General features: G+C 53.1%; 22 protein-coding genes. 18 read left to right on the top strand and 4 right to left on the bottom strand.

The window, feature by feature from the left end:
- Positions 1-3 precede the first annotated feature (3 nt).
- Complete coding sequence (locus tag H6F67_RS21450) at positions 4-1,074, bottom strand: metal ABC transporter solute-binding protein, Zn/Mn family (protein WP_190768688.1); 1,071 nt, start codon at positions 1,072-1,074, stop codon at positions 4-6.
- Between the two features lie 61 nt (positions 1,075-1,135).
- Here H6F67_RS21450 and H6F67_RS21445 point away from each other — a divergent pair, with 61 nt between their 5' ends.
- The 4 genes from H6F67_RS21445 (at position 1,136) to H6F67_RS21430 (ending at position 3,972) form a co-directional block, all read left to right on the top strand.
- Positions 1,136-1,882, top strand: coding sequence for a metal ABC transporter ATP-binding protein (locus H6F67_RS21445; protein ID WP_190768687.1), 747 nt, complete (start codon positions 1,136-1,138; stop codon positions 1,880-1,882).
- 19 nt (positions 1,883-1,901) lie between these two features.
- Entirely contained in the window at positions 1,902-2,777 is an 876-nt protein-coding gene (locus H6F67_RS21440) for a metal ABC transporter permease (protein WP_190768686.1), read from the top strand.
- A 126-nt stretch (positions 2,778-2,903) separates the two neighbouring features.
- Positions 2,904-3,311 (top strand): resolvase, encoded by a 408-nt coding sequence (locus tag H6F67_RS21435; protein WP_206753928.1) that lies wholly within the window; start codon positions 2,904-2,906, stop codon positions 3,309-3,311.
- 7 nt (positions 3,312-3,318) lie between these two features.
- Entirely contained in the window at positions 3,319-3,972 is a 654-nt protein-coding gene (locus H6F67_RS21430) for a phosphate ABC transporter permease (protein ID WP_190768685.1), read from the top strand.
- A 35-nt stretch (positions 3,973-4,007) separates the two neighbouring features.
- On the opposite strand, the gene rpiA is transcribed toward H6F67_RS21430, so the two are convergent.
- Positions 4,008-4,715, bottom strand: coding sequence for a ribose-5-phosphate isomerase RpiA (gene rpiA, locus H6F67_RS21425; RefSeq protein WP_190768684.1), 708 nt, complete (start codon positions 4,713-4,715; stop codon positions 4,008-4,010).
- 299 nt (positions 4,716-5,014) lie between these two features.
- Between rpiA and H6F67_RS21420 the strand changes: the two genes are divergently transcribed.
- The 10 genes from H6F67_RS21420 to H6F67_RS21375 all read left to right on the top strand — a co-directional run bounded on the left by H6F67_RS21420 (position 5,015) and on the right by H6F67_RS21375 (position 14,068).
- Positions 5,015-5,689 (top strand): response regulator transcription factor, encoded by a 675-nt coding sequence (locus H6F67_RS21420; protein WP_190768683.1) that lies wholly within the window; start codon positions 5,015-5,017, stop codon positions 5,687-5,689.
- On the top strand, positions 5,689-6,183 hold the full coding sequence (locus H6F67_RS21415) for an adenylyltransferase/cytidyltransferase family protein (protein WP_190768682.1): 495 nt from the start codon (positions 5,689-5,691) through the stop codon (positions 6,181-6,183). Before H6F67_RS21420 ends, H6F67_RS21415 begins: the two co-directional genes overlap by 1 nt.
- A 111-nt stretch (positions 6,184-6,294) precedes the next feature.
- Positions 6,295-6,966, top strand: a complete 672-nt coding sequence (locus tag H6F67_RS21410; RefSeq protein ID WP_190768681.1) for a GUN4 domain-containing protein — start codon at positions 6,295-6,297, stop codon at positions 6,964-6,966.
- A gap of 487 nt (positions 6,967-7,453) precedes the next feature.
- Positions 7,454-9,451, top strand: a complete 1,998-nt coding sequence (locus tag H6F67_RS21405) for a GspE/PulE family protein (protein ID WP_190768680.1) — start codon at positions 7,454-7,456, stop codon at positions 9,449-9,451.
- Positions 9,452-9,553: 102 nt separating this feature from the next.
- Positions 9,554-10,672, top strand: a complete 1,119-nt coding sequence (locus H6F67_RS21400; protein WP_190768679.1) for a type IV pilus twitching motility protein PilT — start codon at positions 9,554-9,556, stop codon at positions 10,670-10,672.
- An 83-nt stretch (positions 10,673-10,755) separates the two neighbouring features.
- Positions 10,756-11,991 (top strand): type II secretion system F family protein, encoded by a 1,236-nt coding sequence (locus H6F67_RS21395; protein ID WP_190768678.1) that lies wholly within the window; start codon positions 10,756-10,758, stop codon positions 11,989-11,991.
- 134 nt (positions 11,992-12,125) lie between these two features.
- A complete protein-coding gene (locus H6F67_RS21390) occupies positions 12,126-12,746 on the top strand; it encodes a hypothetical protein (RefSeq protein WP_199304560.1) in 621 nt (206 codons plus the stop codon).
- 203 nt (positions 12,747-12,949) lie between these two features.
- Positions 12,950-13,156, top strand: a complete 207-nt coding sequence (locus H6F67_RS21385; protein WP_190768677.1) for a DUF2997 domain-containing protein — start codon at positions 12,950-12,952, stop codon at positions 13,154-13,156.
- Between the two features lie 57 nt (positions 13,157-13,213).
- On the top strand, positions 13,214-13,600 hold the full coding sequence (locus tag H6F67_RS21380; protein ID WP_190768676.1) for a DUF1257 domain-containing protein: 387 nt from the start codon (positions 13,214-13,216) through the stop codon (positions 13,598-13,600).
- A 27-nt stretch (positions 13,601-13,627) separates the two neighbouring features.
- Complete coding sequence (locus H6F67_RS21375) at positions 13,628-14,068, top strand: ferredoxin (RefSeq protein WP_190768675.1); 441 nt, start codon at positions 13,628-13,630, stop codon at positions 14,066-14,068.
- Positions 14,069-14,123: 55 nt separating this feature from the next.
- Here the strand turns inward: H6F67_RS21375 and priA are convergent, their stop codons facing one another.
- Positions 14,124-16,613: a primosomal protein N' gene (gene priA / locus H6F67_RS21370; RefSeq protein ID WP_190768674.1), complete on the bottom strand. Its 2,490-nt coding sequence runs from the start codon at positions 16,611-16,613 to the stop codon at positions 14,124-14,126.
- Between the two features lie 817 nt (positions 16,614-17,430).
- Between priA and H6F67_RS21365 the strand changes: the two genes are divergently transcribed.
- The 4 genes from H6F67_RS21365 (at position 17,431) to H6F67_RS21350 (ending at position 20,251) form a co-directional block, all read left to right on the top strand.
- Complete coding sequence (locus tag H6F67_RS21365) at positions 17,431-18,597, top strand: RpoD/SigA family RNA polymerase sigma factor (protein ID WP_190768673.1); 1,167 nt, start codon at positions 17,431-17,433, stop codon at positions 18,595-18,597.
- A gap of 54 nt (positions 18,598-18,651) precedes the next feature.
- On the top strand, positions 18,652-19,638 hold the full coding sequence (locus H6F67_RS28390; protein ID WP_190768672.1) for a GNAT family N-acetyltransferase: 987 nt from the start codon (positions 18,652-18,654) through the stop codon (positions 19,636-19,638).
- Between the two features lie 69 nt (positions 19,639-19,707).
- Positions 19,708-19,917 (top strand): glycogen debranching protein, encoded by a 210-nt coding sequence (locus tag H6F67_RS21355; protein WP_190768671.1) that lies wholly within the window; start codon positions 19,708-19,710, stop codon positions 19,915-19,917.
- 100 nt (positions 19,918-20,017) lie between these two features.
- Positions 20,018-20,251, top strand: a complete 234-nt coding sequence (locus tag H6F67_RS21350; protein ID WP_190768670.1) for a hypothetical protein — start codon at positions 20,018-20,020, stop codon at positions 20,249-20,251.
- Here the strand turns inward: H6F67_RS21350 and H6F67_RS21345 are convergent.
- On the bottom strand, positions 20,234-20,383 hold the full coding sequence (locus H6F67_RS21345) for a hypothetical protein (RefSeq protein WP_190768669.1): 150 nt from the start codon (positions 20,381-20,383) through the stop codon (positions 20,234-20,236). The two genes, H6F67_RS21350 and H6F67_RS21345, sit on opposite strands and share 18 nt — an antisense overlap.
- Between the last annotated feature and the right edge of the window lie 261 nt (positions 20,384-20,644).

The following is a 20,644-nucleotide window of genomic DNA, read 5'->3' as shown; positions in this document are numbered from 1 at the left end:
AGGCTATTGAGGTTGAAAGGGAGTGAACTGTCCGCCCAAACCTTCAACGATCGCTTGAGTGTTGGCGATTAGCATTTTTGGGTAGGTGTCGCCTGCGCTGCCTGCTTCGCCTAGCCCATCGGCAAACAGTTCGCGATCGGAAATTTTGACATTAGCTTCTTTGGCAACGGTCTCCAGCAGTTGAGTATTTTCGGTTGCTTCTGCAAAAATTGTCGGAACCTGAGACGCTTGAATTTCCTCGGTCAGTTCGCGCACTCGTGCGGCTGTCGGCTGTTCATCTGTGCTGAGTCCTTGCAGTGCGCCCTCAACCGGAATGCCGTAAGCTTCCGCAAAGTAGCCGAGCGCGTCGTGCGTGGTGACAAGCTTACGGGAATTCGCGGGAATCGTCGCCACTTGAGCTTTGATCCAGTCGTTGATCTGCGTCAATTCGGTCGTCAGCGCTTCGGCATTGCGGGCGTAGAGTTCCGCATTGGCGGGCGCAGCTTCAGACAGCGTATTTTCAATCACTTCCACCATGCGAATGCCGTTTTCAGCACTGTGCCAAACATGCGGATCAGGAGTTTCGCCTTCCGCATGGGCTTCGTCTTCGGCATGGTCATGCGCTTCGCCTTCGGCGTGGTCATGTCCATGTTCTTCATCCTTTTCCTCGCCATGCGCGTGACTGTGTTCGCCCATCAGCGGATTGGGAACGGCTTCTTCCCCAACCGCCACTTTCGGAATTGCACTGGAGGACGCTTCGATCAGGCGGATTAGGCTCGGTTCAAAATCGTAGCCAAAATACAAAATCACTTCGGCATCTTCGATCGCCCTTCGATCGGCAGGCGTTGGCTCATAGACGTGCGGATCAACTCCGGCTTGAACGAGGCAGGTGAGGTCGATCGTTTCAGCCGCGATCGTCTCAGCCAGATCGCACAAGACGCTTCCTGTTGCCACAACTTTGAGCGTTTCCGTTGCGGCAGGCGATTGAGCAGTGGGGCTGGAGCCAGCCTGATTCGTTGACGTTGAAGCGTTGCAGGCGACTAGACTGGCAGTCAGGGCGAGCAGGCCAAATCTCCAAGGGGTAAAAATCTTCATTGGCTTTTGCGAGTGTTACGATCGCTGAGTATAATGATAATCGTTTTCAATTTGACTTTTCATGTTAGAGGTTCAACAGCTTGCTGTCAATTACCGAGGTGTGCGTGGACTCGATGCAGTCAGCTTTCAGGTTGAACCGGGTCAGCTTGTCGGAATTATTGGTCCAAACGGAGCCGGAAAAAGCACGCTGTTAAAGGCGCTCTTGGGTTTGGTGCCCAAAGCAAGCGGCGTGGTGAAGTATTGCGCCTGTCCGCTGCATCAGCAGCTTGAAAAAGTCGCCTACATTCCGCAGCGATCGCAAATCGACTGGGACTATCCGATTACGGTTTGGAGCGTCGTCATGATGGCGCGGACTCGTCAGCTTGGCTGGTTTCGCAGTCCCGGTCGCGCCACCAGAGACATTGTTCGAGCCGCGCTAGAGCGAGTCGAGATGTTTAATTTGCGCGATCGCCGCATCGGAGAATTGTCGGGCGGACAGCAGCAGCGCGTCTTTTTGGCACGAGCACTGGCACAGCAAGCCGATTTATTTTTATTTGATGAACCCTTCACAGGCGTTGACAAAAAAACCGAAGCCATCATGCTCGAAGTGTTTGAAGAGTTGCGATCGCAAGGCAAAATTCTTCTGCTCAGTACGCATGAATGGGGACAATCTTTGCATCAGCTCGATCGCTTGTTGCTGCTGAATCAATCGTTGATTGCCGAAGGTTCACCACAGCAGGTGATGACGGCTGAAAATCTACAACAAGCCTATGGAACATATCTGCAATCTGCTCGACAAGCAGATCTCGAAACAAATTTATTCTGCTAATTCATTTTGCGACTGACTCATGTTCGATCTGCTGTTTGCCCCGCTCGACTATGAATTTATGCGTAATGCGATCACGATCGGGCTGATCGTTGGCGTGTTGTGTCCGGTTGTGGGCAGCTACCTCATTGTGCAGCGAATGGCTCTGCTTGGTGACGTAATTGCTCACTGCGTTTTGCCTGGATTATCAATTTCATTTTTTCTGGGAACCGATATCTTAATCGGGGCGTTTAGTTCAGGTATTTTAGGCGCATTTTTGATTGCCTGGATTCGATCGCAGTCTCGCGTCAAGGTCGATTCTGCAATGGCTTTGACGTTCTCAACCTTCTTTGCGCTGGGCATTTTGCTGATTACCGTTTTACGCAATCGGTTGGATCTTGATAGCTTTTTGTTCGGCGATATTCTGGGTGTGACTCCCACTGATATTCAGCGATCGCTGATCATTGCGGTCTTCATTCTTTCGGCAGTCAAGCTATTTTATAAAGAGCTTTTGTTCTATACATTTGACAAAACTGGGGCGCAAGCGATCGGTTTGCCCATCAATGCGATTTACTTTGGCTTCATGGCAGCAATTACGCTGACGATCATTGCCAGTATGCAGGCAGTCGGCGTAATTTTGGTGATTTCAATGTTAGTTGGACCAGCGCTAACGGCTTATTTACTGGTCAAAGAACTGCACCAGATGATGATATTAGGCGCGGCGATCGGCATGTTTGCAAGCGTCACAGGTATCTACATTAGCTACTACCAAAATGTGCCTTCTGGTCCGGCGATCGTGCTGGTGTCGTCTAGCCTATTTTTGCTGGCTTTGCTGTTTAGTCCTTCGCAAGGCATTTTGACTCAACCTGCTTCCAACCGTCTGACAAGATTTTGGCTGAATCGATCGAAGTTGGATTAATCTGAAGCAGCGAAAAAGCGTTTGCAGATTGCATTTTCATTGGGTTAGTCAATATTTTCTGATGCTCGTGCTGCGATCGAGGCTAGCTATGATATTGTTGAGTCTCAATTTGAGCATGATGAGATTATGATTGACGTTCAAACCGACAATTACCAAGGGTTGCTGTCGATCGAAGCTGTCCAGAAAGTGCTGAATCGCTCTAGAGCTTCGGTTTATCGTTATGCCAACACGTCGCCCGATTCGCTCAATCCGCCTTACGATCCGCAGCGGCTCAACCCTGAACTGCGTACCGACAAAGATGCCGTTTTGCTGTTTCATCCCAACGAAGTCGCCCGATTTGCTCGCGACGTGCTGGGGATCAAGCCCGTGACGATTCAGGTGCAAGAGCCTGTAGCAACGGTGACACAGGAATTGCTGCGATCGATTCTGACCGAACTCCAAACGATTCGATCGATGCTCAGCGATCGGCAGGATGTGCCGTCGTCGCAGCCTTTACCCGAAAATGCTAGGCTCGAACATAATCGCCTGCTGTGATGAATCGATGCTCATTCCTCTGACGCGCAAAAAATTTGAAGAGATAATTCCGCCAGTGGGTACGGGCGAACAATATCGCTACTGCTGGGGCAAACCCCGCGACTTTTTGCAGCGATTGCTAGTTTCGGTGATTGCGATCGTGATCGCCGTCATCATTGAATTGGTTTTGGGCGAAAGCTTCGCGATCATCACGTTTGGCTTGGGTCTGATTGCCGGACTCTACTGGCTGTGGGAGCCTGCCTATCGCGCCAGCCGCCGCAACGCCGAATGCCGTAAGTATCAATATGGTGGTTTTTGGCAGGGCGAAGTGCTGGATGTGTATGTCACCGAAGAACTGATCGGCAAAGAAGAAACCGTCAACAGCAAAGGCGATCTGGTGATTGTCGAGAACCGAGAACGCTGCCTGAATTTGGAAGTGGGAGACGAAAGCGGCTTCACCACTCAAACGCAAGTGCCGCTGGTGCGATCGCACAAGGTGATTCGGCGCGGCGACATTGCCGAGATGATCGTGATGTCCAACCGGGAAGACCTCAGCCGCATCTCCAAACTCTCAGACATTTACCTGCCCGACCACAATTTGTGGGTCAGCGACTATCCATATTTGCGGCGTGATGCGTTTCTGTATGTAAGTCGGCAACTGCGGCGGCGACAAATGCGCTAGGGGCACGGCGTGCCCTGCCCCTACAATGCAAACCGCTACATTTCCCGCACGATCGGCTGGTCGTTTTGAATTTCGCCGATCAGCACCACATCCGCCACACCAATGAACAAGCCGTTTTCGAGAACGCCAGGAATGTTGTTGAGCGTTTTTTCGAGTTCTGCCGGATTGTCGATCGCCCCAAAATCCACGTCCAGCACCATCAAGCCTTGGTCGGTAATCACGGGACCATCTTTTTTGACGCCCATCCGCAGTTCTGGTTTGCCGCCAAGCTGCTCGATCGCTCGCGTCACGGGAGCAACCGCCAGCGGCAGCACTTCGACGGGCAGCGGAAAAGTAGAGCCGAGGCGATCGACCAGCTTCGAGCTATCAACAACGACGATGAATTCATCGGCGAGTGAATCGATGATTTTTTCGCGAGTGTGGGCTGCACCGCCGCCTTTGATCAGATTTTTTTGCGGGTCAACTTCGTCGGCTCCGTCGATCGCGATGTGGATGCGATCGATTTCGTCCAGCGTCGTCAGCGGAATGCCGTACTGTTTGGCAAGGACAGAGGCTTGAAATGAAGTGGGCACGCCTTTGATGTCTTTGAGTTCACCAGACTTGAGGCGATCGCCCAAAAACTGAATCGTGAATGCGGTGGTTGATCCGGTTCCGAGTCCGACGATCGACCCGGACTGCACGCGATCGGCGGCGGCTTTGCCGACCTGCTGCTTCATCAATTTCACGGCATCTGCTGAAGTCATTCCCTGCTCCTAACTGAAATTTCACACGTCTAGCATGACGGATTGCTGTGCGAATGCATAGCGGAAAGTGAATCGTCGCAGGGTCGATCGCCAAATCATGAACGAATCCCTTTAAAATTGGGAAAACTCGATGTCGCAGGTTGGATTGCGATTGCGGCGTGACAAGCTAGCTTGTGGCAATCGTTGCGAGTCTAGCGATCGAATGCGGTCACGCCATCCTAGTCAGAGTCATCTTACTGGGTCTACGGTTCACAGGAACAAGGGTTCCTTTAATTGGCAGATGACAAGCGGGTGACAAGATGAAAAAGATTTTGATTGTCGATGATGACATCACCTTAAGAACTGCCCTGACGCGCTACTTGGAAAATCGTGGCTATGCGGTTCAAGATGCCAGCAGTGGCGTTGAAGGGTTGGCAGTGTTTGAGCAGGATACGCCGGATCTGGTGGTTTCGGATGTGCTGATGCCGGAGATGGACGGGCTAGAGTTTTGTCGCCGCCTCAGAGCAACGCGATCGGGTCAGCTTGTGCCGTTTATTTTTCTGTCGAGCCGCCGAGAAGTGGACGATCGCGTCCAGGGTCACAAGATGGGCGCAGACGACTATCTTGTCAAGCCGTTTGAGCCGCGCGAACTCGTTGCCAAAATCGAAGCCCAGCTAGAGCGATCGCGCCGCATCCACACCGAAATTATTCGCCTGATGCAGCGTCCGACTGCGGCAGCCGAAGCGCCCGTCACCGCTCCCAATCCGCTGCCGCTGACGCCTGCTGAAGAAAAAGTGTTTTGGGAAGTGATTCAGGGGTTCACCAACAAGCAAATTGGCGATCGCCTTTTCGTCAGTCCGCGCACTGTGCAAACGCATCTGAGCAACATTTTGGGCAAGCTGCAACTGGAAAATCGATCGCAACTGATTCGCTATGCGTTTGAGCGCGGCCATCGTCCGCCGCCTGAAGTGATTGAAAATATGCAGGAAACCTGATGATTGCTGGCGTTTATGGTTTAGAAGAACTACAAGACGCGATCGCCGCCCATCCCGATCGCTGGCGTCCGCTTGTGTTCACCAATGGCTGCTTTGACCTGCTTCATGCTGGACATGTGCGCTACCTGAATGCGGCAAAACTGCTGGGGCGATCGCTAATTGTGGGACTCAACAGCGACGCTTCTGTCCGCTCCATTAAACCTGTTCCGATGGGAATGCCGCCGCGTCCGATCGTGCCGGAAGACCAGCGAGCCGAGGTGCTTGCTGCGCTCAAAGCCGTTGATGGCGTCGTGATTTTTCCGCAGAAAACCGCTAGCGAATTAATTGCCGCTCTGCAACCGGATATCTACGTCAAAGGCGGTGACTATCAAATTGCGACTTTGCCGGAAGCGGCGATCGTTCACCAGTACGGCGGACAGGTGGAATTGGTGTCGATCGAAATTCCCAGTTCCACATCGGGCATTGTTGATCGCATTCTTGCCGCACGATCGTAAGCACGATGCCGCTAAAGTAGATAGAGTGTGGCGTTTTTGCGCTGCGATTGCTGTTGACTTGCAGGGTCGGCAGCAAGGTTGTTTCGTTGACCTGCTTTGCGCCAAAACACCATGCTCGATTTTCGATCGCTCACTTCCGCATCTGCAAAAGATCAACTCCGGCTCATTGACGAACTTGCTGCCGCTGGCCGTGAGGGATTCGACGCACTGCAAGCCTTTCTGCTAGAGCGGCGCGGTTCGATCGATTTGGCGGCTGGAAAAGCCTATCAAGTTTTGTTTGCAGCGAATCAACCCGAAACGATCGCCTTTTTGCAAACTCATTTTCCCCAAGGCGTCGTGCCGCTCAACAGCGATCGCAACGTGGACTACTGGCCGCTGCAACAGTTGCTTGCTCAACAGGAGTTTGAGGCTGCCGATCGCCTGACGCTGCAAAAAATGTGTGAGCTGGCCGGATCTGCCGCTGTTCAGCGCAAGTGGCTGTATTTCACCGAAGTTGAACGTTTTCCAACCGTCGATTTGCAGACGATCGATGCGCTGTGGCGGCTCCACTCCGAAGGCAAATTCGGCTTTTCCGTTCAGCGCGAAATCTGGCTGAGCACTGGAAAAAATTGGGATTTGGTTTGGGACAAAATCGGCTGGCGATCGGGCAACACCTGGACGCGCTATCCGCAAGAATTTACCTGGAATTTGTCTGCCCCTCGCGGACATTTGCCGCTGTCCAATCAGCTTCGCGGCGTCCGCACGATCGCCGCGCTGATGGCGCATCCCGCTTGGACAAGCTAAGGTCAACGTTGATTTGAGCCAGTTTTGTACTCATTGCTACTGAAAGCCAAGCTCCGAACTGACTTTCAGTAAAATTCGATTGCTGAAAGTGCTTTTACGGGGCTGCGATTGCGATCGAGAGGATATCATCTGTAAAGGCGACTTCGCATCAACTTGGGTTTAGGCCGAGACAGGCGCGATCGCAGCGTCCTGGAACAGTACCGACACAATCCTTTTCCCCGACACCATGCACTCATTTTCCTTAAAGCTTTCAACTAGGGCTGGTGATCTAGCCGCGCCATTTCGATGTGCAATTTTTAGCTTTCATTAGGGAAAGTATAAAGTGGCGCTCGGCCAAGCTGGAAGAGGGGCGATCGCCCTTGCTCTTGCAGTTGCTAGCAGGCAATTGATCAACTCCGCGATTGCTCTGGCCTCATTTCATCTGATAACGGCTACCCTCAAACAGCGATCACTACCCACCGACAAAAGGACAACCCCTGCATCCGTTATGGCTAACTCTTCTCAAAGACGCGCTTTGATCGTTCAGCACAACTTTTCCCCATTCAGCAACAAGCTGGTGCAGTCGGGATATGTCAACAACGAGCAAATGCAGCAAGCGCTAGTCGATAGCCGTAAATCCGGTAAGCCGCTCACCGAAATTCTCGAACTGATCACAGGTCAAGCCCTTCCACCCGATCTGCTGCGGCAGTACAAAAAGCAGCAGCTATTCGAGCTAAAAATTCTCTACGGCGTGGAATCGCTCGACCCGGAAATTAGCCAAATTTCAGCCAGTCAGGTCAGCCAGCTCATTGACACGTTAATCCCGGTTGATCTGTGCCGCCGCTATCGACTCGTGCCGCTTTCGCGCAGCGAAGATCCGCCCTCTGTCTTGATCGCAATGGTTGATCCGGACGATCTCGCCGCCCAAGATGACCTCAATCGGATTTTGCGTCCCCAAGGGCTTGCCCTTCAGCGGATGGTAATCACGGCTGAAGACTTCCAGCGCATCATTTCCACCTACCTCGACGAGCAGGTCGAACGCCAAAAGCAGCTTGATTTTCAGGCCAAGGTGGATGTCCGAGGCGATCTTGAAGGCTTGGGCTATCTAGAACTGGCCGAAGACGTCGAAGACCTCGAAGCTAACCTGGATACTGCCCTGGAAGATGCCGAAGCCGCGCCAATCATCGCTCTGGTCAACAAGGTGATGGTGAAAGCGCTGCAAGAAGGCATTTCAGATATTCACATCGAGCCGCAAGAAGAATTTTTACGCATCCGCTTTCGTAAAGACGGCGTGCTGCGTGAAGCGTTCGATCGCCTCCCCAAAAAGATCACGCCCGCAGTGACGGCTCGCTTCAAGGTGATTGCCAACCTCGACATTGCCGAGCGGCGGCTGCCCCAAGATGGCCGGATTCGCCGGATTTTTAACAGTCGCAAAGTTGACTTTCGCGTCAGCACCTTGCCCAGTCGCTACGGCGAAAAGGTGGTACTGCGGATTCTCGACAACTCCGCCACACAGCTTGGACTCGACAAACTGATCACGAATCCTGAAACGCTCCAGGTTGTGCAAGACATGGTGGCGCGTCCCTTTGGTTTGATCTTGGTCACGGGGCCAACTGGTTCTGGTAAAACAACGACGTTGTATTCCGCCCTGGCTGAACGCAACGATCCAGGATTGAACATCAGCACGGCAGAAGACCCGATCGAATATTCGCTTCCTGGCCTCACACAGGTGCAGGTGATCCGCGAAAAAGGTGTGGACTTTGCCTTGATCTTGCGGGCGTTTCTCCGGCAAGACCCGGACGTGATTCTGGTGGGTGAAACGCGCGACAAGGAAACAGCCAAGACCGCGATCGAAGCCGCGTTGACCGGACACTTGGTGTTAACCACGCTGCACACGAACGATGCTGCAAGCGCGATCGCTCGTCTTGACGAAATGGGCATCGAGCCGTTCATGGTGTCGAGTTCGCTGATCGGCGTTTTGGCACAGCGCTTGATGCGGCGCGTTTGCTCGACCTGCCGGATTCCTTACATTCCCACGCCTGAAGAACTCGCTCGCTTCGGAATGTCCGCATCGGGCGAAGCGGATGTCACCTTCTACCGCGCCAACACGCTCACCCTCGAAGAAACGCAGGCGGCGAAAGAAGTCAACGAGCTTTGCCCCACTTGCAGCGGCATTGGCTACAAAGGACGCTGCGGGGTGTATGAAGTGATGCGGATTACCGAGCCGCTGCAAACGCTGATCACCGAGGGCGCACCGACCGAGCGGATTAAAGAAGTCGCGGTCGAAGAAGGCATGGTGACGCTGTTGGCCTACAGCTTGAATCTGGTGCGTGAAGGCGCAACCACCTTGGAAGAAGTCGAACGAGTGACGTTCACTGATACCGGATTGGAAGCAGAACTGAAAGCCAAGCGAAAAAGTTCGCTGTCGTGCCGCACTTGCACGGCTGAACTTCAGCAAGACTGGTTCGACTGCCCCTACTGCATGACGCCGCGCTTCCACGATTAATTTGTACACAGGCGATCGCAACCGTTCCCAAAAGGGGCAACCTTGCGATCAGCCATTTTTTGATTTTCCCAACCCGCGATCGAACCCCAAGGAGCAGACCACATGGAAATGATGATCGAAGACTTGATGGAGCAACTGATCGAAATGGGCGGCTCTGACCTGCACCTTTCCGCCGGATTGCCGCCGTATTTTCGCCTCAGTGGACATCTAACACCGATCGGAGATGAACCGCTGACCTCTGAGCAGTGCCAGCGCTTGATCTTCAGTATGCTCAACAACACGCAGCGCAAAAATCTAGAGCAAAACTGGGAATTAGACTGCTCCTACGGCGTTAAAGGGCTAGCTCGCTTCCGCGTCAACGTCTACAAAGATCGCGGAACCTATGCTGCCTGTTTGCGGGCACTTAGTTCTAAAATTCCCAACTTCGACAAGCTCGGCCTACCCGACGTGGTGCGCGAAATGTCCGAAAAGCCCAGAGGCTTGATTCTCGTTACCGGACCGACCGGATCGGGTAAAACGACAACTCTGGCCGCGATGATTGACTTGATCAACCGGACGAGAGCCGAGCATATTCTGACGATCGAAGATCCGATCGAATTCGTCTACGAACCGATCAAAAGCTTGATCCACCAGCGACAGCTTGGCGAAGACACCAAGAGCTTTGCCAACGCGCTCCGCGCCGCTTTGCGAGAAGACCCAGACATCATTCTGGTCGGGGAAATGCGCGACCTGGAAACGATTTCGCTGGCGATTTCTGCCGCAGAAACCGGACACTTGGTCTTCGCAACGCTGCACACGAGTTCTGCCGCCCAAACGGTTGACCGGATGATCGACGTGTTTCCGGCTGAGCGTCAGCAGCAGGTGCGCGTCCAGCTCTCTAACTCGCTGGTTGCCGTCTTCAGTCAAACGCTGGTTCCCAAGAAGAACCCGAAACCCAATGAATTTGGTCGGCAGATGGCGCAAGAAATCATGGTCGTCACGCCTGCGATCGCCAACCTGATTCGCGAAGGCAAAACCTCGCAGATTTATTCGGCCATTCAAACGGGCGGTAAACTGGGAATGGTAACGCTAGAGAAAGTAATGGCCGATCTCTACAAGGCGGGCGTCATCTCGTTTGAGTCCGCGATGGCAAAAACCTCGCGTCCCGACGAATTGCAGCGCTTGATCGGCAGTGGGCCCGTGATGAGCGATCGCCGTCCGGGTGCGGCTGCCACTCGCTAAGATTTTGTCAACGGCCTCTGTGCAATCGCCCCCTCGCAGCAGAGGCTTTAAGCAATTGATTTTCTTTCATTTGGGTACTCGCCATGACGACCTACGTTGTTCGCGCCAGGGATGCTAAAGGCAACCCCAGAAGGCAAAAAGTCACTGCAAACAGTCCTGCCGAAGCGCGAACGCTGCTGCGCGAGCGCGGCTTGTTTGTGCAAGAACTCACCGAAGATCGCGGCCTGATTGACAACCTGAGCAAGATTGACCTGAAGGACGTGCAAAGCTCGTTCGCCAGCGTCACGGTCAAAGACAAAGCAGTGTTCTCTCGTCAGTTTGCCGTGCTGATCAATGCAGGCGTTGCAATGGTGCGCGGCTTGGGCGTGCTGTCTGACCAGTGCCCAAATCCAAAGCTGAAAAAGGCGCTTCAAGAAATTAGCGCGGATGTGCAGCAGGGCACAAACCTATCCGACGCCATGCGAAAACATCCGTCCTGCTTTGACAACCTCTACACGGCAATGGTGGAAGCAGGCGAGGTGGGCGGTGTGTTAGACGAAGTGATGAACCGCCTGTCTACGCTGCTTGAAGATATCGCCCGCTTGCAGAACCAAATTAAATCGGCAATGGCCTATCCGATCGCGGTGGGCGTCATTGCTGTGACAGTGTTCATCGGCATGACCGTTTTTCTGCTGCCGACCTTTGCCGATATTTTCGCCCAGCTTGACGCTCAACTGCCGCCGTTTACGCAGTTGATGATGACGATCAGCGAGATTCTGCGGACGCCGCAGTATGTTGGCGGCGTGATTTTGCTGATTGTCATCATGGTATTTGCCTATCGCCAGTATTACAAAACGCGAGCAGGCCGCGAAACGATGGATCGCTTCTTTCTGAAGATGCCGCTGTTTGGCGATCTCATTCAAAAAACGGCAACGGCTCGCTTTTGCCGTACCTTTGGTTCGCTGTCGCGATCGGGTGTGCCGATCTTAACGGCTTTGGAAATCGTCCGCGACACATCGGGAAACCAGGTGATCGCTAATGCGATCGATGAAGCTCGCCGCGAAGTGCAAACCGGAGGCATGATCAGCTTGGCGCTGCAAAAAGAGCAGGTCTTTCCGGTTATGGCAATTCAAATGATCAGCATTGGCGAAGAAACCGGAGAAATTGACACGATGCTGATGAAGGTAGCAGACTTCTATGAAGATGAAGTTGAACAGGCGGTGAAAGCGCTCACCAGCATCATGGAGCCGATCATGATTGTGGTTTTGGGCGGCATGGTCGGGTCGATTCTGGTTGCGATGTATCTGCCGATGTTCTCTGTTATGGATGCCATTCAATAAAACCGAATTAAACGCGATCGAAGCGAGTTAGCTCTTCAGCTAGCTCGCTTTGTTACAATCAGCAATAATTGCAGTTAAAAACAGTTTTGTCTCCTGCTTTTTGTCGCAACAATTGAAATTTACCGATTGAAATCATGTCGATTCAGCCGTTTGTCTATGAAGAACTGCTGGCCGAATACAGCGAACCGCAAGGTGCGATCGCCCTACTCAAGCAGTTTCGCCCCTACCTGGAAATGATTCCGAGTATGCGGCGTCCGTTTGAAAGCGTGATTTCCATTCCGTTGCCGATCGTGCGAATCCGCAGCGCGGCAACAGCGGTTGCTGAACGGCTTCAGGTGAATCCTGGCGAAGCAGTGCGCCTGCCTTGCGAAATCGGCCTGCTGATGTGCGATCCCGAATGGAAGATTAAAACGGGTGTTGAAATTTTCGTCTTTATCCATCGCCCTGAAGAAGATTTTTCAGACTTACTTGGACGCTGGCGACAAACGCAGGTGTGGCTTAACCGCGAATACGAGTGGATTCTTCCGCCCCGCCACCAGCACGTTCTCAGCGAAGGAGCAGAGCAAACGTTTCCGCTGTTTGTCGTTTTCCCTGAAACGCCGATGCGAGTCAAGCGGGGGCTGAAGGGCGCAAGTCTGCCGTTTGTGGAGCAGATGCTCATCGCGAGCAGTTTGCCTGAATCAGCGGCTGAACCCGCAGAAAGTGACGGAGATTTTGAGTTTTTGAGCAATCCACTGGATGAAGCTGAATATTAAGCGCAGTGGGCGATCGATTAAAGTCTGTCCTTTTACGACTGCTAAATTTCATTAAGATTTTGCTTGCATGGATTCAAAACATCTGAGAAAGTTTAATAAAATCATCTCCAAGGTGTAGCGAAGGAACTCTGTCTCAAGCCATACCCCATAGCCTCGGCTTCTGCCTTAAGCTTTTTATTAAGAATCACAAAGATTTTGAAAGCATGGAAACGCTAGAGTTTGTTATTTACCCGGACGGTCGGGTGCAGGAACTGGTCACAGGCATCGTTGGATCGTCCTGTGCCGAGGTCACAGCCGCGATCGAGGCGCAACTCGGTCAAGTGATGAGCCAGGAGCAAACTTCTGAGTATTTCGCTCAGCAAAATCATTTGTCTACCACTGTGACAACGCAAACGTTTAGTCAGTGGTAGATGCATCCGGCGATCGCTGGATTTTCGCTTGTTCACCTCCCAATATAGAAAACTCCCATGTCGCACTTTAGCCAAATCAAAACGCAAATCAAAGACTTAACCTCGCTGGAGTCGGCACTCACCGATCTGGGCGTGGAATGGAAAGCAGGGCCGCAGGAAGTGCGCGGCTATCGCGGACAGACGCGCCAAGCCGAAGTTGCGATCGAGCAAGACAACGGCTATGACATCGGCTTTAGCTGGAACGGTCGCGAATACGAACTCGTTGCGGATTTGCAGTACTGGCAGCAGCCCTTGACGGTTGAAGGCTTCCTGAATCGCGTGACGCAGCGCTACGCCTACCACACCGTCGTCAAAGAAACGGAAAAGCAAGGCTTCCAACTGACTGAGCAAAAGCAAAATCAAGACGGCTCAATTCGGCTGGTTCTGCAACGCTGGAGCGCTTAGAGCGGATGATGGATTGGGGGTTGCAACATGATTGATCCTCACGATTCTGCTCACTTTGCGCCTGAATTGGGCGGCATTTGGCGTGATGCTGGCGATCGCACAGGCTTCGAGCCTGAACTCGGCGGCATGGTGCGACAAAAGGGCGTTTACGTCGATGAAATCGTCTGTATTGGCTGCAAGCACTGCGCTCATGTTGCCCGCAATACGTTCTACATCGAACCGGACTACGGGCGATCGCGCGTTCTGCGGCAAGATGGCGATTCAGAAGAAATTATTCAGGAAGCGATCGATACCTGTCCGGTGGACTGCATCCACTGGGTAGACTACACCGAGCTGAAGAAGCTTGAAACCGATCGCAAATTCCAGGTGATTCCCGTTGCAGGATTTCCGATTGATAAAGCCGTGATTGCTTCATTGCAGCGTCGCCAGAAGCGGCGAGTCCAGCGGCAGAAAAACCAAAACGCTTAGTTTCCATTGCTTTAATTAAGGCTGGAGTCATCGGGTGATGGCTCCAGCTTTTTGTTTACAGCAAATTGAGCGGATCAACGTCGATCGTCAAGCTCACCGTAGCCGGACAGCGCGATCGCAATTCCGCTAGATCCAGCCAGTCCGTCTTTGCATCGAGCGTCGTTTTCACCAAAATTTGCCAGCGATAGCGACGAGCAACTCGTGCGATCGCAGCCGGAGCAGGACCAAGGATGTCGGTATCAGCAATCGATCGCAGTTCCTCAGCAAGCTGTTCAGCCGTTTGACGAACGGCAAAAGCATCCGGACTACTCAAACGCAGCAGAATCAAACGACCATAGGGCGGGTAGCTGAGCAGCGATCGCTGCTGCAATTCTGCCTGGGCAAACGGCTCATATTCATGTCGCTGAACTGCCGCAATGACGGGATGGTCGGGCGAATAGGTCTGCAAAATGACGCGACCGGGATCGTCGCCGCGTCCGGCTCGGCCTGCCACCTGAATCAGCGTTTGCAACGCGCGTTCTCCGGCGCGATAGTCGGCCATGTGCAGCAGTCCGTCAGCAGCAACCACGCCCACCAGCGTCACCTGCGGCAGGTCGATTCCTTTTGTGAGCATTTGCGTTCCGACCAGCAGATCGGCTTCACCACGAGCAAAGCGCGTCAGCAAAGTTCGATGTGCGCCTTTGGTGCGGGTCGTGTCGCTGTCGAAGCGAATGGCGCGGAGGTTGGGGAACTGAGAGACGATCGCCTGCATGACGCGCTGCGTTCCGCTGCCAAAGTGCTTGAGATAGGGAGATTGGCATTCGGGGCAGTGGTTGGGCTGCGATCGCGTATAGCCGCAGTAGTGACACCGCAACAGTTCGCTGCCGCCAATCTGCACCTGATGATAAGCCAGCGAAACGTCGCAGTGCGAACACTGCATCACGGTTCCACAACTGCGGCAGGAAACAAAGGTGCTGTGGCCGCGCCGATGGATGAACAGCAATCCCTGCTGACCGTTGAGATTTTCGATCGCCTCCTGAAGCGAGCGGCTGAAGATCGATCGATTGCCCTGCTGAAGCTCTTGGCGCATGTCTACCACTTCCACAGCAGGCAGCGGACGAGCTTGGACGCGATCGGGAAGCGAAAGGTAAAGCGTCGGCGGCTCGGTTGACTGCATACTTGCCCAGGTTTCGAGTGCGGGCGTGGCCGATCCCAGGATTAGCGGACAGTCGGCAAGTTCGGCTCGCCACTGGGCAACAGTGCGAGCATGATAGCAAGGTGCGGGCTGGTCTTGCTTAAAGCTGCCGTCATGCTCTTCGTCTAGGACGATCAGACCAAGCCGAGGCAAAGGCGCGAAGATAGCCGATCGCGTTCCAATGATTACCTGCGGCATCCCGCTCAGCATTTGCCGCCAAGTGTCGTAGCGTTCGCCGTCCGACAAGGCACTGTGGTAGACGCGGACGGATTCGCCAAAGCGGGCACGGAAGCGATCGGTGAGTTGCGGCGTCAGGCCAATTTCGGGAACCAGAACGAGGGCAGATTGGCCTTGTGCCAGGAGGGGCGCGATCGCCTGCAAATAAACTTCGGTTTTGCCTGATCCCGTCACGCCATGCAGCAGAATTTGGCGATAGCCAGGTTTAGACTGAATGGCGTCTAAGGCGGCGGATTGAGCAGGAGTGAGCGTTTGAGGGCGATCGCTGGCTTGCAGGGCGCTCATGTCTGCCCGCAGCACTTCACGCTGTTGCAGGACGACGCAGCCTTTTTGCGCCAGGGTTTTGACGATCGAAGAACTGGCGTTGCAAACCTGAAGCAGTTCTTGCAGCCACATATCGCCGCCGCGCCGCCTCAGCACTTCGAGGACTTCTTGCTGACGGGCACTCAGTCCCGCTTGAGTGGTTGAGCCAACGAGAATGACGGCCTGCCGCTGCTTTGGACGAACGGTGGCGGGTGGTTCCAGATAGCTTTCGACCCAGCCAAGCTGCAAGAGTTGTCGTAAACCGCGATTGGCCGATCGAATCTGGCGCTGCAAATACTGCCAAGCGTAATCATGGCTTTTTTGCTGCTGCAACAAATTCAGCAGTTGCAGGGCGGCGGGATGCAGCAGGGCGGTATCGAGTGGTGGCAGGTCAAGCTTGAGGCGAATGCGACGTTGCGATCGACCCAGCAGTCCGGGCGGCAGGGCAACGCGCACGACAGACATTAAGGGGGTGTGGTAGTAGTCGGCAACGCGCTGAAGCAGTTGCCAAAATTGAGCGGGAAAAAATCCTTGAGTGACAACATCTTCGACAGGTCGGATGGAATGGGGATCAACGTCACCCGTTCGACGATCGAGCAGGCGAATCGCAATGCCACCAACTTGCTGCGAGCCAAACGGCACGCTCAAAATATCTCCAGGCTGCACATTGAGATCGGCAGGAAGCGCATAGGTGTAGAGGTCTTGCGCTCCAGGACAGTCTACGAGTACCTCGACGTAACGCTGTTCCCAGTGGGAAGCGGTGGCCTCTGCCAGATGCAGTCCAGAAGCAGCTTTTAGCAGCGGGTAGTCGATCGTTTCGAGGTTTTTCATGCAGCAAAACAGGCCAGCGGCAGCGATTGCTCACCTAGTCTAAACCAGTCGTTGCTGAAACGGATTCGGAAGATCTGCTAGGGCGATCGCAATGTGCCAAGACAAGAGCTTGCCGCGAACCACCCAGCTTTAATGGAAATGCTTTCTTTCAGCAGGTGACGAAAGAAAATATTAAAGATTCTAGAAATTTGGCGCTTTCAAGATAGATCTATCAATTGGTAGAGCTGACAAACTGTAGTGAAGAAAACACAATTCTTTTTCTAATTTTCTGCCCATTGGTAGAGCTGCTTTTCACTGCAAATATGGGAGGCTATCAGCGTTGAAAGCGGTTGTTGGTCTTTCGTAATTGCGAATTGATCAGCAGGTGCTCTATTGGGCAACATGACGACCCAGGCTGCTGTAAAAAAGAATTGCCTGCACTCTCTTTGGTCGCGATCGTGTGCCGTTATCCCGATTAGGCTGGTAAAAACGAAACTTCACGATCGCTCTCAGTCGGGCTGGAGACCTGTCAAAACCTTGATTTTGTTGAGTTTATCGCGTTTGGTAGTGAGGACAACAGCGAGAAGTCAAAATTTTAGTAACTTAATAGAAAGTCATTTTTGCAGTTGCTTTTGAAAGCGCGTGCTGCTCAATTCTCAGTTAAGTTGCGGGCGATCGCTCGACCGTTTGAAATTGATTTTTGCAGTTGCGATTTGCACTAATCTCTCCATTTTGAAAGAAAGCAATTTTGGATTTTATTTTATAGAATCTTTAGCATTCACATTTTTCTTTTCAAACGCACAAACCCCAACCTTGCAAGTAGGATAGCCGTTCTCTTATGACAGCCCTGTTTAATCAAAAATCTCAAGCCGACGTTTCTACTGACCCGATCGATTCGCTCAACACCGAGGAAGCACTGTTTGGTGCGGATGCAGCGGACGGCGTTGCTCTTTTGAACGACGCGCTGGATGGGGCGCTCGATATATTTAGCGATCCCGAAGCAGACGGGACAGAAGCAATTTTTTCAGAAGCGGCTCCGGGCTATCGCAAAACCGTTTCAGACGATGCAGTAGGCGCGTTCTTTAAAGAAATGGCTCGCTACCCGCTGCTGAAGCCAAGCGAAGAAATCGAACTGGCTAAGCGTGTCCAGTTTTTGAGCGAAATTGAGCAGTTGCGCGAGCGCCTGAGCGAAGAACTCGGCCACCCCGCCAGCAAAGCCGAAATCGCTGCTCACCTCGACCTGACCGAGCGGCAGCTTGAACACAAGCTTTATCGCAGTCGAACGGCGAAGCGCAAAATGATTCGATCGAATCTGCGGCTGGTTGTGTCGATCGCCAAGCGCTACCTGAATCGCGGCGTTCCGTTCCTAGATTTGATTCAAGAAGGCGCACTGGGGCTGAATCGCGCTACAGAAAAGTTTGATCCCGACAAAGGCTACAAGTTCTCGACCTATGCGTACTGGTGGATTCGCCAGGGGATCACGCGGACGATCGCGAACGATGCTCGCACCATTCGCCTGCCGATTCACATCGTTGAAAAGCTGAACAAGCTCAAGAAAGCGCATCGTGATTTGCGAAAAGAACTTAACCGCAATCCGAACGAGGCAGAACTGGCCGCCGCCCTGGAGATCACACCCGATCAGTTGCGGAACTTGCAGCAGGTGCGTAGGCGATCGCTCTCGCTCAATCATCGCGTCGGCAAGGGGGAAGATACGGAACTGATGGAACTGCTGGAAGACAGCAGCACGCAGTCACCGGAAGCGCAGATGAGCGAAACAATGATGCGCCAGGAAATCTACAGCGTGCTGGGCGATGTGCTGACTGAGCGCGAAAAAGACATCATCTCGCTGCGCTATGGCCTGACCACCGGAGAACCGCACACGCTCGAAGAGGTCGGTGGTCTGTTCAACCTTTCGCGGGAGCGCGTCCGCCAAATTCAAACCAAGGCAATGCGGAAGCTGCGGCGTCCCCAAGTGGCGGCACGGCTGAAAGGCTGGCTGAAATAAGCGCTGCGGGTAGTCGATCGCTATACTAACGAGGCAGCATTTTTTCCATTTCTAATGACAGCTTCGGTAGCGATTCGATCGGCCACGCCCGCAGATGTTTCGATTATTTTTGAGCAGATTTGCGCCCTTGCCGACTACGAAAAGTTGCGACATGAAGTGACGGGAAGCACGATCGCGCTCGACAAGCATCTGTTTGGGGATCAGCCCTGCATTGAAGCGCTAGTTGCTGAAATTGCAGGCGATCCCGTTGGCTTTGCCTTGTATTTCTGTAGCTATTCAACCACGATTTTGCGACCGGGAATTTACCTCGAAGATCTGTTTGTCCAGCCGCGTGCACGCGGACAGGGCGTGGGAAGAGCGCTGCTGGCGACATTGGCGAAGCAGGCGATCGATCGCCAGTGGAATCGCCTCAACTGGTCAGTACTCGATTGGAACACGCCTGCAATCCAGTTCTACGAGCGGATCGGAGCCAACATCGTTGAGAACATGCGAATCTGTCGATTAACAGGTGATGCCTTGCAGCAGCTTGGGGATCAATCCCGTTCCGGGACGCCACGATCGAGTCCTGCCCGACTTGCAACTTCTGCGGATATTCAGGCTGTTTACGACTTGATTCGCGCCAACATCGAAGCCGATGGCAGCGTATTTAATGGACAGTCAGAGGTTCTAGAGGCAGATTTATTTGGGGATCAAGCGTTTGCCGAAGCGATCGTGATCGAGCAAGACGGCGAAATTGCAGGACTGGCGCTGTATTTCACCAGCTATTCCACCTTTTTGACGCAGCCCGGACTCTACATTGAAGATTTGTTTGTCAAGCCGCAGTTTCGCGGGCGTGGATTGGGAACGGCGTTGATCGCAGCGGTGGCGCGGCAAGCGATCGATCGCAGCTTTGGACGAGTCGAGTGGGGCGTCCGCACGTGGAATCACGATGCGCTGCGGCTGTACCAGCGCGTTGGCGCGATCGTGATGGAGGAGTGGCGATTATGTAGTTTCGGTGGTGATGCGCTGAAGCAGCTTGCGGGATCGCTTGACGATTCGTGAAAAACTGCTTGCATTGCGGCATTTCGTCCGCTACAAGATTAGTAAAATGAAGCGTCGATCGAGGCCGTTATGAAAACAATTTGGGTGAATGAGCAGATTGATCCGTCCGGTATTATTTCGTCCTGCATTGCCTGCTGCGACCAAACTCAGGCGCAAGAATGTCACGAATCGTTTCAGCAAAATCTGACTGAGCAGCAAAAGGCGATCGGCTGGATCGCTCGACTCCGCACGGTTTCCACCTGGGATGAAGTGCCTGTTAATGCTTTGAAGTTGGATTAGCACGATCGCCAACTGCCAAAAACAGCGCCAATCAGAAATCGAATCTCTAAGCGGTGAATCGCTGTGAGGTACGATCGCTCTGTCGTAGGCAACAGGAGTTATGGCACGCGAGAAACGCACCATTCGGTATGACGATGATGTTTGGGCATTGCTAGAGGCTTACAGCAACACAACGAGTCGATCGATTACAGCAATCGTCAACGATGCCATCCGCTACTACCTCAGCGAAGATCAGCCGTCGCTGGAAGTTCGGCTGAGAACATTAGAATCTCGGCTTGCCGCAACAGAATCTCGCTTGGCGATGGTGGAGAACAAATTAGATTTGACGGATTAGCAAGGCTTTGAGGTCATTAAGCAAGTCACACAGAATCCGAACGTTTTCCTCTAGCTCTTCCGGTTTATTCGGATCGAGTGTGACGGCGTTTTCAATGTCGATTGAAAGACAAACATGAATTCTGGGCTTCATGGGTGGCGACATGGAATAGTTTGGGTGGCAAAATTATAAGCGATCGCGCTTGGGAAAGGCAAGCGATCGCTTTACTGCTAGGGTGTGTCTAGAAACCTGCTGGTAGTTTGTTTGACCTGTGGAGATCCCCCTAAATCCCCCTTGTTAAGCAGGGCTGATTCGTTGGCTGTAGAAAAATGATAATCAAAGGGTTGCTCGTTGTTTGACCATGCAGCCGACCAGTTTGATTGAAGCGCTCAAGCAAGTCCCTGACTTCCGTAG

This window comes from Microcoleus sp. FACHB-1515, from assembly GCF_014696105.1.
Taxonomy (GTDB): Bacteria; Cyanobacteriota; Cyanobacteriia; order Elainellales; family Elainellaceae; genus JAAUTJ01.
This window is presented reverse-complemented; position numbering and strand designations above follow the sequence as displayed.